At 67.3% G+C, this 14,909-nt stretch carries 15 protein-coding genes; 10 read left to right on the forward strand and 5 right to left on the reverse strand.

The genetic code is table 11. From position 1 onward, the window contains the following. The first annotated feature begins 9 nt into the window (after positions 1-9). Positions 10-699, forward strand: coding sequence for a ligase-associated DNA damage response endonuclease PdeM (gene pdeM, locus E2E30_RS18080; protein WP_133191743.1), 690 nt, complete (start codon positions 10-12; stop codon positions 697-699). A gap of 45 nt (positions 700-744) precedes the next feature. On the opposite strand, the gene msrA is transcribed toward pdeM, so the two are convergent. Further along, positions 745-1,401, reverse strand: coding sequence for a peptide-methionine (S)-S-oxide reductase MsrA (msrA, locus tag E2E30_RS18085; RefSeq protein ID WP_133191744.1), 657 nt, complete (start codon positions 1,399-1,401; stop codon positions 745-747). A 90-nt stretch (positions 1,402-1,491) separates the two neighbouring features. Next, entirely contained in the window at positions 1,492-2,121 is a 630-nt protein-coding gene (locus E2E30_RS18090) for a DedA family protein (protein WP_133191745.1), read from the reverse strand. A 167-nt stretch (positions 2,122-2,288) separates the two neighbouring features. Here E2E30_RS18090 and rpiA point away from each other — a divergent pair, with 167 nt between their 5' ends. The 6 genes from rpiA (at position 2,289) to E2E30_RS18120 (ending at position 9,446) form a co-directional block, all read left to right on the forward strand. Further along, positions 2,289-2,957: a ribose-5-phosphate isomerase RpiA gene (gene rpiA, locus E2E30_RS18095; RefSeq protein WP_133191746.1), complete on the forward strand. Its 669-nt coding sequence runs from the start codon at positions 2,289-2,291 to the stop codon at positions 2,955-2,957. Positions 2,958-3,038: 81 nt separating this feature from the next. Further along, positions 3,039-5,138, forward strand: a complete 2,100-nt coding sequence (gene tkt, locus E2E30_RS18100; RefSeq protein ID WP_133191747.1) for a transketolase — start codon at positions 3,039-3,041, stop codon at positions 5,136-5,138. Between the two features lie 212 nt (positions 5,139-5,350). Continuing rightward, the gene (tal, locus tag E2E30_RS18105; RefSeq protein ID WP_133191748.1) at positions 5,351-6,460 is read left to right on the forward strand and encodes a transaldolase; all 1,110 of its coding nucleotides are present in this window, start codon (positions 5,351-5,353) and stop codon (positions 6,458-6,460) included. A gap of 147 nt (positions 6,461-6,607) precedes the next feature. After that, a complete protein-coding gene (gnd, locus tag E2E30_RS18110) occupies positions 6,608-7,591 on the forward strand; it encodes a phosphogluconate dehydrogenase (NAD(+)-dependent, decarboxylating) (protein WP_133191749.1) in 984 nt (327 codons plus the stop codon). Next, entirely contained in the window at positions 7,588-8,385 is a 798-nt protein-coding gene (locus E2E30_RS18115; protein WP_133191750.1) for a Cof-type HAD-IIB family hydrolase, read from the forward strand. Before gnd ends, E2E30_RS18115 begins: the two co-directional genes overlap by 4 nt. A gap of 47 nt (positions 8,386-8,432) precedes the next feature. After that, a complete protein-coding gene (locus E2E30_RS18120; protein ID WP_133191751.1) occupies positions 8,433-9,446 on the forward strand; it encodes an acetamidase/formamidase family protein in 1,014 nt (337 codons plus the stop codon). Positions 9,447-9,578: 132 nt separating this feature from the next. Here the strand turns inward: E2E30_RS18120 and E2E30_RS18125 are convergent, their stop codons facing one another. Further along, positions 9,579-10,142 carry a cytochrome b gene (locus E2E30_RS18125; protein WP_133191752.1) on the reverse strand — a complete coding sequence of 188 codons (564 nt, stop codon included), beginning with the start codon at positions 10,140-10,142 and terminating at the stop codon, positions 9,579-9,581. A gap of 103 nt (positions 10,143-10,245) precedes the next feature. Between E2E30_RS18125 and E2E30_RS18130 the strand changes: the two genes are divergently transcribed. Further along, positions 10,246-11,676: a glycosyltransferase family 2 protein gene (locus E2E30_RS18130; RefSeq protein WP_133191753.1), complete on the forward strand. Its 1,431-nt coding sequence runs from the start codon at positions 10,246-10,248 to the stop codon at positions 11,674-11,676. Positions 11,677-11,680: 4 nt separating this feature from the next. Here the strand turns inward: E2E30_RS18130 and E2E30_RS18135 are convergent, their stop codons facing one another. Beyond that, positions 11,681-12,358, reverse strand: coding sequence for a response regulator (locus E2E30_RS18135; RefSeq protein ID WP_133191754.1), 678 nt, complete (start codon positions 12,356-12,358; stop codon positions 11,681-11,683). A 140-nt stretch (positions 12,359-12,498) separates the two neighbouring features. Between E2E30_RS18135 and E2E30_RS18140 the strand changes: the two genes are divergently transcribed. Both E2E30_RS18140 and E2E30_RS18145 read left to right on the forward strand, forming a co-directional pair. After that, complete coding sequence (locus tag E2E30_RS18140; RefSeq protein WP_133191755.1) at positions 12,499-12,951, forward strand: MaoC family dehydratase; 453 nt, start codon at positions 12,499-12,501, stop codon at positions 12,949-12,951. Next, entirely contained in the window at positions 12,948-13,838 is an 891-nt protein-coding gene (locus E2E30_RS18145; RefSeq protein ID WP_133191756.1) for an HpcH/HpaI aldolase/citrate lyase family protein, read from the forward strand. Before E2E30_RS18140 ends, E2E30_RS18145 begins: the two co-directional genes overlap by 4 nt. A 168-nt stretch (positions 13,839-14,006) precedes the next feature. Here E2E30_RS18145 and E2E30_RS18150 read toward each other — a convergent pair whose 3' ends face one another. Beyond that, positions 14,007-14,774, reverse strand: coding sequence for a FadR/GntR family transcriptional regulator (locus tag E2E30_RS18150; protein ID WP_133191757.1), 768 nt, complete (start codon positions 14,772-14,774; stop codon positions 14,007-14,009). Between the last annotated feature and the right edge of the window lie 135 nt (positions 14,775-14,909).

A 14,909-nucleotide genomic window follows, 5' to 3' on the forward strand; every position in this document is an offset into this window, starting at 1 on the left:
GGCGGGGGCATGGTTCCCTTTCCGTTCGCCCCACTTGCCTTCGGGGGGCATTCCCTGCTCGCCTTGCGCAGCGGTGCGCTGTTCTGGCCGGCGCGCCAGGCGCTGCTGGTGGCCGATCTCCACTTCGAGAAAGCGAGCTGGTTTGCCAAGCGCGGGCAGATGCTGCCGCCGTACGATTCGCTCGCGACGCTTGCCGATCTCAGCGCGGTCGTCGACGCGCTCAGCCCGCGCGAAATCTGGTGCCTGGGCGACAGTTTCCACGACCCCAAGGGCTGCGAGCGCTTGCCAGCCGCGGCGCAGGCGACGCTGCGCAGCCTGACCTCGGCAGCGCGCTGGACGTGGATCACGGGCAATCATGATGCGGGGCACGATGCCGGCTTGGTCGATCGCTGCGGCGGCGTGGTGGTCGACGAGGCGGTGGTCGACGGGCTGGTGCTCCGCCACGAAGCGAGCGCGCGCGAGACGCGGCCCGAGCTGTCGGGGCATTTCCATCCCAAGCTTCGGTTGCGGGTGCGCGGCCGCAACGTCTCGCGGATCTGCTTCGTTGCGACGCCGACCAAGCTGATCCTGCCCGCGTTCGGCGCGCTGACCGGCGGGCTCGACGTCGACCATCCCGAGATCGTCCGCGCGGTGGGGCCGGGGGCGGAGGCGCTGATCCCGGTCGACGACAAGTTGCTGCGGTTCAAGGTCGCGGCGTAGCGGGACAAGAAAAGCCCCTCCCGTAAAGGGGAGGGGCTCAGAACATCAGCTCGCCAGTTGCGGGAACCCCGCGCGGAACGCCGCCACCTTCGGCTTGTCGAAGGTCACGATATACGGGTGGTTGGGGTTCCGGTCGAAGAAGTTCTGGTGATACGCCTCCGCCGGGAAGAACGAGCCGTTCTCGATCTTCGTCACGATCGGCTTGCCGAACACATGCGCCTGCCCGAGCTGTGCGATATACGCCGCAGCAACGCCGCGCTGCGCCGCGCTCTGCGGGAAGATCGCCGAGCGATAGCTATAGCCGCTGTCGGGCGTCTGGCGGTTGAGCTGCGTCGGATCGTGCGCGACCGAGAAATAGACGCGCAGCAGCGTCGCATAGCTGACCTTGGCGGGATCGTAGACGACGCGGATCGCCTCGGCATGCTGCGTCGTCTCGGTGGAGACCTGGTCATAGGTCGCGGTCTCGCGCGTGCCGCCGGCATAGCCCGCAGTGACGCTCTTCACGCCCTTCACATGCTCGAACACCGCTTCCATCCCCCAGAAGCAGCCGCCCGCGAACACCGCGGTCTGCGGGCCGCTCGCGGTGACGTCGGTCTTGGAGACGGGGATCGGCACCGCGCGCTCGGCTTTCGCCGTGCCGCCGCCGAGCGCGTAGAGCGCGATTCCGGCAAGGCCGGCAGTGATCAGGACGGGCTTGAACATCGAAACACCTCTGAGGCCAGGACATAACGCCATTCGCGTCATGCACGCGCCAAGTTACGCTTTGGCGGTCGACAAAGATGTCGTGTCGAATCAGGGCCGCTTCAAGCCACGCACGCGGTGCCAGATATAGAAACCGACCGCGGCGACGAGCACGACCGCGATCACCGCATCGGCGCTGTGGAATGCCGCCTTCATCGCCGGGCTCTTGTTCCACTGATCGCCGAGCTTCATCCCGACCCAGGCAAGCCCGAAGCACCACGGCCACGAGCCGAGAAAGGTGTAGATGTGGAACGGCACCAGCGGCATCCGCGCGACGCCTGCCGGGAACGCGATGAACGAGCGGATCACCGGCAGCAGCCGCCCGATCAGCACCGCCATGTTGCCGAAGCGCGCGAAGAAGCGATCGGCGGCGTCGAGCTCGCCCGGGCCGACCAGCACGTAGCGGCCCCACCGCTCGGCGAGCGGCCGCCCGCCGCGCTTGCCGATCTCATAGGCGACGATCGACCCGAGATTGCACCCGATCGCGCCCGCGGTGGCTGCGAGGAACAGGTCGAAGCGCCCGGTCGAGACGAGATAGCCCGCGAACGGCATGATGATTTCGGACGGCAGCGGAATGCACGCCGACTCGATCGCCATGAGGAGTGCGATGCCGAGATAGCCGCCGCTCGAAATGACGCCGATGGTGAAGGTGGCGAGGATGCCGAGGATTCGTTCGATCATGGGTGGAGGCTTTGCCGTGGGGTGCCGGCGAGAGCTAGGGGAAAGTTTCTTCTCCCCTCCCTGGAAGGAAGGGGAGGCTTAAGCGGTGGCGTCTCGAGTTCCTCCAGCGAGAAAAGGCGAGAACGGCCTTCGACAAGCTCGCGACGAAGCGGCTAAGGGGTGCCGCCATGAACGAGTCCGACAAACGCCTCGCCGCGCTCGCCGCGATTGCCGAAGTCCGCGCCGGGATGATCGTCGGGCTTGGCACCGGCTCGACCGCCGCGTTCGCGATCGCGGCACTCGGCGAACGGGTCCGCGCCGGGCTTCGGATTCAAGCCGTTGCCACCAGCCTCGCCACCGAAGCCAGCGCCCGCGAGGCCGGCATCCAGCTCATCGAGATGCCCGCCCGGATCGACCTCACGATCGATGGCGCCGACGAGATCGACGATGCCCTCAACGCCATCAAGGGCGCCGGCGGTGCGATGCTGCGCGAAAAGGTCGTCGCCGCGGCGAGCGACCGGATGATCGTGATCGCCGACGGATCGAAGCGCATCGGCGCAATCGGTGCCGCCAAGATCCCGGTCGAAGTTTTGTCCTTCGCGCACGCCTTCGTCGCCGACCGACTCGCCGCCCTCGGCGGTGCACCGGTGCTGCGGGCGGGTTTCACCAGCGACCAGGGCAATCCGATCCTCGATTGCCGCTTCCCCGCCGACATCGATCATACTGCGCTCGCCGCGGCGATCGACGCGATTCCAGGGGCGCTCGGCCACGGTCTGTTCCTCGCCGAGGTCGATGCCGCCTATATCGCGACCGACGGAGTCGTTACGCGGCTAGAACGCGGCCGCGCGAGCGACTAAAGCGCGATCCTTATCTTCAACCCCGGGCAACCCGACCGACGCGCGAGCGTTCAGCGACCACACTAAAAGGCGACCCCCTGCATGGCCGACACCCAGACCCAAGCGAACCCCGCAACCGCGCTCCACGAGGATGGCAGCCCCGAGCGGCTCCAGATCGACACGATCCGCACGCTGTCGATGGATGCGGTGTCGACCGCAAAGTCGGGGCATATCGGCACGCCGATGGCGCTCGCGCCGGTCGGCCACACGCTGTGGACCAAGTTCCTGCGCACCGACCCGTCGACCCCCGACTGGCCCAACCGCGACCGCTTCGTGCTGTCGGTCGGCCATGCGTCGATGCTGCTCTACGCGCTGCTCCACCTCGCCGGCGTCGAGGAGATCGATCGCGACGGCAAGAAGTCCGGCGCGCCGGCGGTCAGCGTCGATGACATCAAGGCGTTTCGCCAGCTTGGCTCGAAGACGCCGGGCCATCCCGAATATCGCCACACCACTGGCGTCGAGACGACGACGGGTCCGCTCGGTGCCGGCTGCGGCAATTCGGTCGGCATGGCGATCGCCGAGCGCTGGCTCGCCGCACGCTACAATCGCGACGGCTTCAAACTGTTCGACCATGACGTCTATGTCTTCTCGGGCGACGGCGACATGATGGAGGGCGTCGCGAGCGAAGCCGCCAGCCTCGCCGGGCATCTCAAGCTGTCGAACCTGTGCTGGGTCTACGATTCGAACCACGTCTCGATCGAGGGCGGCACCGACCTCGCGTTCGACGAGGACGTCGGCAAGCGCTTCGAGGCTTATGGCTGGCACGTTCTCCACGTCGACGACGCCAACGATTGCGCGGCGATGGCGGCGGCGCTCGACAGCTTCAAGGCCTGTGACGACAAGCCGACCTTCATCGTGGTGAAGAGCATCATCGGCTATGGCAGCTCGATCCAGGGCACCGCCCAGGCGCACGGCGAGGGCATGACGCTCGACGACATCGCCAACACCAAGAAGGCGTATGGCTGGGATCCCGAGGCGAAGTTCCTGGTGCCGGATGGCGTCAAGGAAGGCTTCCACAAGGCGGTCGCGGATCGCGGCACGCCGCTGCGCGAAGCCTGGGACGAGATGCGCGCGCGCTATGCCGACGCATACCCCGAGCTGTCGAAGGAGCTCGACGCGCTGCTCACCAGCCAGCTCCCCGAGGGCTGGGATGCCGACATTCCGACCTTCGACGCCGATGCCAAGGGCATGGCGTCACGCGATGCCGGCGGCAAGGTGATGAACGCGATCGCCGCCAAGGTGCCGTGGTTGATGGGCGGCTCGGCCGATCTCGCGCCTTCGACCAAGACGCTGATCGACAATGGCGGTTCGTTCCAGGCGGCCAGCTATGACGCGCGCAACCTCCACTTCGGCGTGCGCGAACACGGCATGGGCGCGGTCGTCAACGGCATGGCGTTGTCCTATCTGCGGTCCTATTCGGCGACGTTCCTGGTCTTCTCGGATTACATGCGCCCGCCGATCCGGCTCGGCGCGCTGATGGAACTCGGCGCGACCTACGTCTTCACGCACGATTCGATCGGTGTCGGGGAAGACGGCCCGACGCACCAGCCGATCGAGCAGGTGATTTCGCTCCGCGCGATCCCCGGCCTCGACACGATCCGCCCGGCCGACGCCAATGAGACCGCATGGGCGTGGAAGGCGGCGATGCAGTCGGCCAACCACCCGACCGCGCTGATCCTGTCGCGCCAGGCGCTGCCGACGATCGACCGCTCCAAATATGCGAGCGCCGAGGGCCTGATGCAGGGCGGCTATGTGCTCGCCGATAGCCCAGAAACCGACGGCGCCCCGCAGGTCATCCTGATCGCGACCGGCTCGGAAGTGTCGCTCGCGCTCGAAGCGCACGACAAGCTCGTCGCACAGGGCGTCGCATCGCGCGTCGTGTCGCTGCCAAGCTGGCACCGCTACGAGAGCCAGGACGCGGCATACAAGGAGTCGGTGCTCCCCGCGGCCGTCACCGCGCGCGTCGCGATCGAGATGGGCAGCGAGATCGGCTGGGATCGCTATGTCGGCACGCACGGCAAGACGATCACCATGTCGACCTTCGGCGCCTCGGCCCCGATCGCCAAGCTGCAGGACAAGTTCGGCTTCACCGTCGACCATGTCGTCAAGGTCGCGACCGAGATGGTCAACGCGGCGAAGTAACGAAGCCAGGGCCTACCTCCCTGTCACCCTCGCGAAAGCGAGGGTCCCGCTTCTTCTCGCAAGCGCGGGGCAAGGCAGCGGGATCCCCGCCTTCGCGGGGATGACGGGGAGGGGACCCAACACTATTCGCCCCCACGGGGTTGTTCGCGTAACCGCCGTGCCCAAATGCAGGGCTACAAGGGCGCACGACACAGATTTACGGAGAAGCACTGATGGGCCGTTTGAACGATCTCGCAAATCTGGGTCAGGCCGTGTGGCTCGACTTCGTCGACCGCAAGTTCCTCGCCGAGGGCGGCCTGCAGAAGATGGTCGACGAGGATTCGCTGACCGGCGTCACGTCGAACCCGTCGATCTTCGAAAAGGCGATGGGGCACGGCGACGCGTACGACGCAGAGCTCGCCGCCTTCGACAAGACCCATCCCGATGCGCCGACGATGGAGCGCTACGAGCATCTCGCGATCCTCGACATCCAGGCCGCCGCCGACACGCTGCGCCCGGTCTACGACCGGCTCGAGGCCAAGGACGGCTATGTCAGCCTCGAAGTCTCGCCCTATCTCGCCAACGACACCGACGGTACGATCGCCGAGGCGCAGAAGCTGTGGAAGGCGGTCAACCGTCCGAACCTGATGATCAAGATCCCCGGCACCCCCGCCGGCGTCCCCGCGATCGCCGCGACGATCGATGCCGGGATCAACGTCAACGTCACGTTGCTCTTCTCGCAGAACGCGTATCAGGCGGTCGCCGAAGCCTATGTCGAGGGCCTCGAAAAGCGCGTCGCGCGCGGCGAGCCGATCGACAAGATCGCCAGCGTCGCAAGCTTCTTCATCAGCCGGATCGATTCGAAGATCGACGACAAGATCGATGCCGGCGTCGGTGGCGACGAAGCCAAGGCGCTCAAGGGCAAGGTCGCGATCGCCAATGCCAAGCTCGCTTATGCCTGGTACGAAGAGTTCATCGCGTCGGCCCGCTGGCAAGCGCTCGCCGCCAAGGGCGCGCAGGTCCAGCGGCTACTCTGGGCGTCGACCGGAACGAAGAACCCTGAGTATCCCGACACGCTGTATCTCGACACGCTGATCGGCAAGGACACCGTCAACACCGTGCCGCCCAAGACGCTCGACGCGTATCGCGAGCGCGGCACCGCGGCGGCGACGCTCGGGCAGGACGTCGCCGGTGCGCGCCACGTGATCTCGGAGGCCGAGCGGCTCGGGCTCGACCTCGACGGCGTCACCGACACGCTGGTCGAGGACGGCGTCGCGTCCTTCTCCAAGGCGTTCGACGACCTGCTCGGCGCGATCGCGGCAAAGCACCCCGCGCACGCCTGACCTGTCATTTTCTTCCCCGGCGGAGGCCGGGGCCCAGTCGAGACACGGTCCTGGCGGCAGACAGCCTTTCACGATCACGGTCTGCGCGACTGGGCCCCGGCCTCCGCCGGGGAAGCTGTACCGCTTTTTGATCGAAGGATTGTCCACATGAAGATCGGGATCATCGGCTTGGGCCGCATGGGCGGCAACATCGCGCGCCGGCTGATGCGCGCGGGCCACGAGACGGTCGTGTTCGACCGCAACGCCCCCGCAGTCGAGGGCCTCGTCGCCGATGGCGCGATCGGCGCGAGCTCGCTCGAGGACATGCGCGACAAGCTCGGGCACCCCGGCATCTACTGGGTGATGCTCCCGGCCGGCGACCCGACCGAACAGACGATCGCGACGATCGGCGGCTTCGACACCAAGGGCGACATCATCATCGATGGCGGCAACAGCTTCTACAAGGACGACATCCGCCGCGCCAAGGCGCTGACCGAGCAGGGCACGCATTACGTCGATGTCGGCACGTCGGGCGGCGTGTGGGGGCTCGAGCGCGGCTATTGCATGATGGTGGGCGGATCGAAGGAAGCGGTCGACACGATCGACCCGATCCTCGCCGCGCTCGCGCCGGGCATCGGCACGATCCCGCGCACGCCGGGCCGGATCGAGGAGAATGAGGATCCGCGCGCCGAGCAGGGCTATATCCATGCCGGGCCCGCGGGCGCCGGGCATTTCGTCAAGATGGTCCATAACGGCATCGAATACGGCCTGATGCAGGCCTATGCCGAGGGCTTCGACATCCTCAAGGGCAAGGCGTCGGACAAGCTGCCCGAGGACGAGCGCTTCGATCTCAACCTCACCGACATCGCTGAAGTATGGCGCCGCGGCAGCGTGATCTCGTCGTGGCTGCTCGATCTCACCGCGATCGGCCTCGCCAAGGACCAGAACCTCGAACAATTCACCGGAAGCGTCGCCGATTCGGGCGAGGGCCAGTGGACGATCGACGCCGCGATGGAGGAGAAAGTCCCCGCCAACGTGCTGACCGCCGCGCTGTTTGCGCGCTATCGCAGCCGCGTCGATCATACCTTCGGCGACAAGTTGCTGTCGGCGATGCGCTTCGGCTTCGGCGGGCATGTCGAGATGCCGCAATGAGCGTCAAGCTCGTCGTTTCCGACGTCGACGGCACGCTGGTCGACAAGCAGAAGCAGGTTACACCCGGCGTCAAGGCCGCGGTCGCGCGGCTGCGCGAGGCGGGCGTCGGGTTCACGATCGTCAGCGCGCGGCCGCGTTCGGGGATGATGCCGATTGCCGAGCTGCTCGGCATCGACGCGCCGATGGGGGCGTTCAACGGCGGCACGGTGTTCACCCGCGACGGCACGGTGACGAGCCAGCATTATGTCCCGCGCGCGGTGGTCGAGGGCGTGTTCGACGTCGTCAAAGGCGCGGCGGTCGACACCTGGGTGTTCGCCGACGATCAATGGTATGCCAGCACCGATCAGGGCGGGCATGTCGGCAGCGAGAAGCTGGCGTCGAACCAGGCGCCGGTCGTGCGGCAGGACTTCACCGATCTGTTCGACCGCGTCGACAAGCTGACCTTCGTCAGCGACGATGCCGAGCTGCTCAAGGCGCTTGCCGAACAGGCCAAGGGGTACGGCGACCGCGCGACGATCGCGCAGTCGCAGGTCTATTATCTCGACGTGACAGCACTTGCCGGCAACAAGGGCGACGGCGTCGCTGCGTTGTCGGAGACGCTCGGCGTTCCGCTCGACGCGATCGCGGTGCTGGGGGATCAGGCGAACGACCTGCCGATGTTCGCCCGCGCCGCCGTGTCCTACGCAATGGGGCAGGGGCCCGAGGCGGTCCGCGCCAAGGCGACGCATGTAGTGGCGAGCAACGACCAAGACGGCGTCGCCGAGGCGATCGACGCGATCCTCGCTGGACGCTGAGCGTCGCGTGCGCCACCTTTGCCCGAACGGGTAAACAGGGGTGGCATATGCGATACTGGATGGGATTGATCGGGCTGGCCGTCGCGAGCCCGCTGGCGGCCAAGACGCATGATCTGCCCGCCACGCCGCAGACCGTCGCTTGGGGGCATTACGACGCGACCTCCAAGCCCGTCCTGACGATCGAGTCGGGCGACACCGTCGTCGTCCATACGCTGCTGACCAACAGCCCGGCAGGGCTCGAGAAAGCGGGCGTCGCGCCCGCCGATGTCGAGCCCGCGTTGCGCGCGGTCTATGCCGGCGTCCCAGCGAGCGAGCGCGGGCCGGGCGGGCACGTGCTCACCGGCCCGATCGCGATCACCGGCGCCGAGCCCGGTGACACGCTCGAGATCCGCATCCTCAAGATCGATCTCGCGATCCCCTATGCCTACAACGCCTTTCGCTATGGCGCGGGGTTTCTGACCGACGATTTCCCCTATGCGCGGATGAAGATCGTCCCGCTCGACAAAAAGGCGATGCTCGGACGGTTCGCGCCGGGCGTCGATGTCCCGCTCCGGCCGTTCTTCGGCAGTATGGGGGTGGCACCGCCGCCTTCCTTCGGCCGTTATGATTCGGCTCCGCCGACGATCAATGGCGGCAATATGGACGACAAGGCGCTCGTCGCGGGGACGACGCTGTTCCTGCCGGTCCATGCCAGCGGTGCGCTGTTCCAGGTCGGCGACGGCCATGCCGCACAGGGCAATGGCGAAGTCGACATCACCGCGCTCGAAACCTCGCTGACGGGGACGCTGCAGTTCATCTTGCACAAGGGCGACAAGGCGCCGTATCCGCGCGCGGAGACCCCGACGCACTATATCGCGATGGGGTTCGACGACGATCTCAGCAACGCGACGCGCAAAGCGCTGCGCAACATGATCGACTTTCTCGTGGCCGCGAAGGGGATGACGCGCGATGACGCGTACATGCTGATCAGCGTCGCGGGGGATGTAGAGGTGACCGAACTGGTCGATCGCAACAAGGGCGTGCATGTGATGCTGCCAAAGGCCGTGTTCACCAAGCGGTAGCGCCCACTCTCCGACGTCACCCCGGCCTCGTGCCGGGGTCCACCGTGACGCGCCCACGCGGCGTCAGAACGCGCGTCCCGGTGGACCCCGGAACAGGTCCGGGGTGACGGTTGGGGTGGGACTCCCGTCCCCCTACCGCCGACCGAACCACATCCGCTGCAGCTCCTGCGACCGATCGAGCCACTGATGCTTGATCGCCCCCGCCAGATGCAGCGCGACCAGCGCGTAAACGCCATAAGCGATGATTTCGTGCGCTTCGCCAAAGCCGTCATGCACCGCTTTCTTCGTCGCGGGATCGAGCGCCATGATGAACCCCAACCGCGGCCATTCGAACAGGCCGTATAGGAACATCGGATGGCTCGCCGCATCCTTATAGGCCGAATCCATGATCCAGCCCGTCAGCGGCATCGCGAACAGGATCAGGTACAGTCCCCAATGCACGATATGCGACGCGCCGACTTCCCAGCGCGCATAGCCCTGCGGCAGCGGCGGCGGGCGGTGGCCGAGGCGCCACAGGATACGCAGCAGCGCGAGCCCGAGGATCGTGATGCCGATCGACTTGTGCAGGTCGATCGCCGGGCGGACCTGCGCGTCGGCAAGATTCGGCCATGTCCAGGCGAGCAGGACATTGGCGACGATCAGCACCGCGATGATCCAGTGGAGCACGATCGCGACATGGGTGTAGCGCTGTAACATCGACCGGCTCCTCGCGATTTGGTAGGGCGGAGCCTAGCGGCCCGGTCGTGGCCGCGCTAGGCGCGTCATCGCTTGTTCATCCACTATCGGTAACGCCCCCGCAATGACCTCGCTCGCCGAAACGCTCGTTGCCGAATCCCCGCGGCTCACCCCGCGCCGCGTGCCGCTCGCAAGCCGCCTGATCGGCGCGATCGGACCACTGCTGTTCCTCGCTTTGTTCGTTCAAGCGTTCATGCGGCAAAGCCTGGCGGTCTGGTCGATCGGGATCGCCTATATCCTCTACGACACGGCGCTGTTGGCGTTTACCGCATGGAACATCCGCGACCTGCGCCAGACGCCCCACCCAACGCCTGTCACCTCGCCCAGCTTCGGCGTCATCGTCGCGGCGCATAACGAGGCGAGCGTTATCGCCGCGGCGATCGACCGGCTCGCGGGGCAAGCGTCGCCGCCCGATCTGATCCTGATCGCCGATGACGGGTCGAGCGATGCGACCGCCGAAGTGCTCGAGCGGCGCTACGGGCTCGCCGTCCCGCCGCTCGGCACGATGACGCCGCCCTCGGCGATCCTGCCGTCGCTGCGCTGGCTGCGGCTGCGCCATAGCGGCAAGGCGCGCGCGCTCAATGCGGCGATGGTGCAAGTCGATACCGAAGTCGTGCTGACGGTCGACGCCGATACGCTGCTCGAACCCGGCGCGATCGCCGCGATGCGCGCGGCGTTTGCCGCCGAGCCGACGCTCGTCGCGGCGACCGGCGTGCTCGCGCCGATCTGCGGGCGCGATCTGCAGGGGCGCTTCTTCGAGTGGTTCCAGACCTACGAATATGTCCGCAACTTCCTGTCGCGCCACGCCTGGGAGCGGCTCGACAGCCTGTTGCTGATTTCGGGCGCGTTCGCCGCGTTCCGGCGCGAGGCGGTGGTCGCGGTCGGCGGGTTCGACCCCGATTGCATGGTCGAGGATTACGAGCTGATCCACCGGCTCTATCGCCATGCTGCCGATCATGGTCGCGACTGGAAGATTCGCGTGGTCGGCGGCGCGCTCGCGCGGACCGACGCGCCGGCGAGCCCGATGGCATTCCTGCGCCAGCGGCGGCGCTGGTTCGGCGGCTTCCTCCAGACGCAGCGTTGGAACCGCGACATGGTCGGCGCGCGGCGCTTCGGCTGGCTCGGCACCGCGATGCTGCCGGTCAAGGCGCTCGATACGGTGCAGCCGATCTACGGGCTGGCGGCGTTCGCGATCCTCGTCGGGCTGGTGGTCAGCGGACGCTTCACGCTCGCCTTGCCGATCCTGCTCGTGATGCTCGCCAAGATCGCGATCGACCTGACCTTCCACCTCTGGTCGCTCGGCATGTACAAGCGCTGGACCGGGCAGCGCGAGGGGCTCGCGCTGTTCCCCGCGCTGATCGCCGCGCTCCTAGAGCCGTTCAGCTTCCAGCTGCTGCGCCATGCCGGGGCGGTGTGGGGCTGGCACGCGTTCCTGACGGGGCGCGAAAGCTGGGGCCGGCAGCAGCGCACCGCGATCGTCGCGCCGGCGGAGTGAGCGCCTAGGCGACAAGCCGATAGCCGATTCCGGGCTCGTTGAGCAGCAGCGCGGGTGCGCCCGGATCGAGCTCGAGCTTCAACCTCAGCGCGCGCACGGCGACACGCAGATATTCGACATCGTCGAGATGCCCGTCGCCCCACACCACACGCAGCAGATGCGCGTGCGTCAGGAGCTTGCCGGCATGCCGCGCGAGCTCGGCGAGCAAGGCGAATTCCTTGCGCGTCAGCTTCACCGCCGCGCCGTCGCGCGACACCTGGTGTGCCGTGAGGTCGATCTCGACTGGCCCGACCTTCAGTAGGTTCCCGCCGGGCGGCACGGCATTGTGCCGCCGCAGCACGCCGCGCACCCGGGCCAGCAATTCCTCGGTATCGAACGGCTTCACGACATAATCGTCGGCGCCGAGATCGAGCGCGGCCACCTTCTCCGCGGTCGCATCGCGCGCGGTAAGGACGATCACCGCGCGGTCCATCGCCTTGAGCAGCGGCACGAGTTCGATCCCGTCGCGGTCGGGCAGGCCGAGATCGAGCAGCACCAGCGCGCACCCGGGGCGATGCGCCAGCGTCAGCGCGTCGGCGGCGGTGGCGGCTTCGTCGGCGGTCAGCCCGGCGCGCTCGATCGCGCCGCGCACCAGGCGGCGGATCGCGGATTCATCGTCGACGATCAAGATCTGTGCGGTCATTTGCCCCCCGTACGCGCGATCGGCGCATTCGGCCATGCCACGACGAACGCCCGGTACCCGCAGAGCTGCCACCGCGTCGAGGCGATGGCGTTTTGCGCAATTCCTGCCTAATCCATCGCCAGGCAAAGGAGCAGAGAGCGATGGCAGGATTGTGGTTCGAGGAGTTGCAGGTCGGGCAGACCTTTGCCCATGCGATCCGGCGGACGGTGACCGAGACCGACAATCTGCTCTTCTCGACGCTGACGCATAACCCCGCGCAGCTCCATCTCGATGCCGAGTACATGAAGGACAGCGATTACGGTCGCATCATCGTCAATTCGACCTTCACCTTGGGGCTGATGGTCGGCGTGTCGGTCGGCGACACGACGCTTGGCACTGCGGTCGCCAATCTCGGCTGGGACGAGGTACGCTTTCCCGCACCGGTGTTCATCGGCGACACGCTGCGGATAGAGACCGAGGTCGCCGAGCTGCGCGAGTCAAAGTCCCGCCCCAATGCCGGGATCGTGACCTTCATCCACCGCGCCTACAATCAGCGCGACGAGCTGGTCGCCTCGTGCAAGCGTTCGGGGCTGCAGCGGCGGCGGCCGGCATGACGCCGCTGCGCTCCTGGCTGTTCATCCCCGGCGACAGCGAGAAGAAGCTCGGCAAGGTCGATGCTTGTGGCGCCGATGCGGTGATCCTCGATCTCGAGGATTCGGTTGCGGCGGCGAACAAGCCGGCGGGCCGGGCGCTGGTCGCCGCGTTCGTCGGCGAGCGTCCGCGCGGCGCCCGTCCGGGCCAGTTATGGGTGCGGATCAATCCGTTCGACAGCGGCCTCGCGCTCGACGATCTGGTCGCGGTGGTCGGCGCCGCGCCCGATGGCATCATGCTGCCGAAATGCGACGGGCCCGACGACATCCGCCGGCTGTCGCACTATCTCGACGCGCTCGAGGCGCAAGCCGGTGTCGCGCCGGGATCGATCAAGATCGTGCCGGTGGCGACCGAAACCGCCGCAGCCCCGTTCACGCTTGGCGCGTATGCGGGGGCGGGGCTCGATCGCTTGCTTGGGCTGACCTGGGGCGCGGAGGATCTCTCCGCCGCGCTCGGCGCGAGCAGCAATCTCGATCCCGCCGGCGGCTGGGCGCTGACCTATCGCCTGGTGCGCTCGCTCACGCTGCTCGGCGCGAAGGCGGCGGGGGTTCAGGCGATCGATACGCTCTATGTCGATTTCCGCGACGAGGCGGGCTTGCGCGAGAGTTCGCGCGCAGCGCGGGCGGAGGGCTTTACCGGCCGACTCGCCATCCATCCCGCGCAAGTCGCCGCGATCAACGCGAGCTTCATGCCGTCGCCCGAGGAGATCGCACACGCGCAGCGGATCGTCGCGGCGTTTGCAGCGGCGCCGGGCGTGGGGACCGTTGGGCTCGATGGGCGGATGGTGGATTTGCCGCACTTGAAGCAGGCCGAGGGTCTGCTCGCATTGGCTGCGGCCTATACGCGGTAGGGTTGGACGATCGGACCTCCGTCACCCCGGCCTTGTGCCGGGGCCCACCGTGCCGCAAATGCTGCCAGCGCAGTGCAGCGCATCCCGGTAGACCCCGGCACAAGGCCGGGGTGACGGCTACGACAGGCCGAGCGCGGGTCCGTCAACGGTATCGCCCCGGTGCGCAGCTCAGCCCGAACTCGCCACCGCCACCTTGTCGCGGAAACGCCGCCGCTTGGCGTCGACGTCCGCGCGGGCGCGCTCGATCGCTTCGACTTCGGTCGCTTCGAGCAACGCGTCGATCACGCGGCCGAGATGGTCCCACATCGCATTGTGCGCGCGGCTCGCGTCGCCCGATGCCAGCGCCTCGACGATCCGCAGATGCTCGGACTGGCGCGGCGCGACCCCGGCGGTGCGGACCTTCTCGGTCAGCAGGCGGTATTGCGGTGACCGGCTGCGCGTGTCCCACAGCATCGCGACGGTGATCTCGAGCGCGCTGTTGCCGGTGGAACGCGCGATCTCGAGGTGGAATTCGCGATCGGCGACCTCGGCGGTGACGAGATCGACATTCTCCATCTCGCGCACCAGCGACCGCAGCCGCGCAAGGCGCTCGGCGTCGATCTGCCCGGCCGCAAGCCCCGCGACTTGCGATTCGATCAGCCGCCGCGCTTCGAGCAGCTCGAATCCGCCGACATCGGTTTCACTGAGCACGCCACCCGCCGGATGCAGCGCGGCGACATACACCCCCGAATTGGTTCGCACCTCGACCATGCCGTCGACCTCGAGCGCGATGATCGCCTCACGTACCGTGGGGCGCGACACCTTGTACTGCAGCGCAAGGTCGCGCTCGGACGGCAGTCGATCACCGATCGCATAGCGCCCGCTGGCGAGCGCGGCGCGGACGTCGGATGCGACCTGTTCGTAAAGCCTTGTGACGCGGCGCGGCTGGTCATTCATCATGCGATCGTGACCGAGCTTTGCGAAGAGCGCAACATCTGCAACATCTTGGATACCGAATTCTTCCCTGGCCAATCTGGCCTTACCAGCATGGACAGCGCGGACCGATCTGTCTAGCTTCCTCGGCATAATGTC

It is taken from the genome of Sphingomonas sp. AAP5 (genome assembly GCF_004354345.1).
Taxonomy (GTDB): Bacteria; Pseudomonadota; Alphaproteobacteria; order Sphingomonadales; family Sphingomonadaceae; genus Sphingomonas; species Sphingomonas glacialis.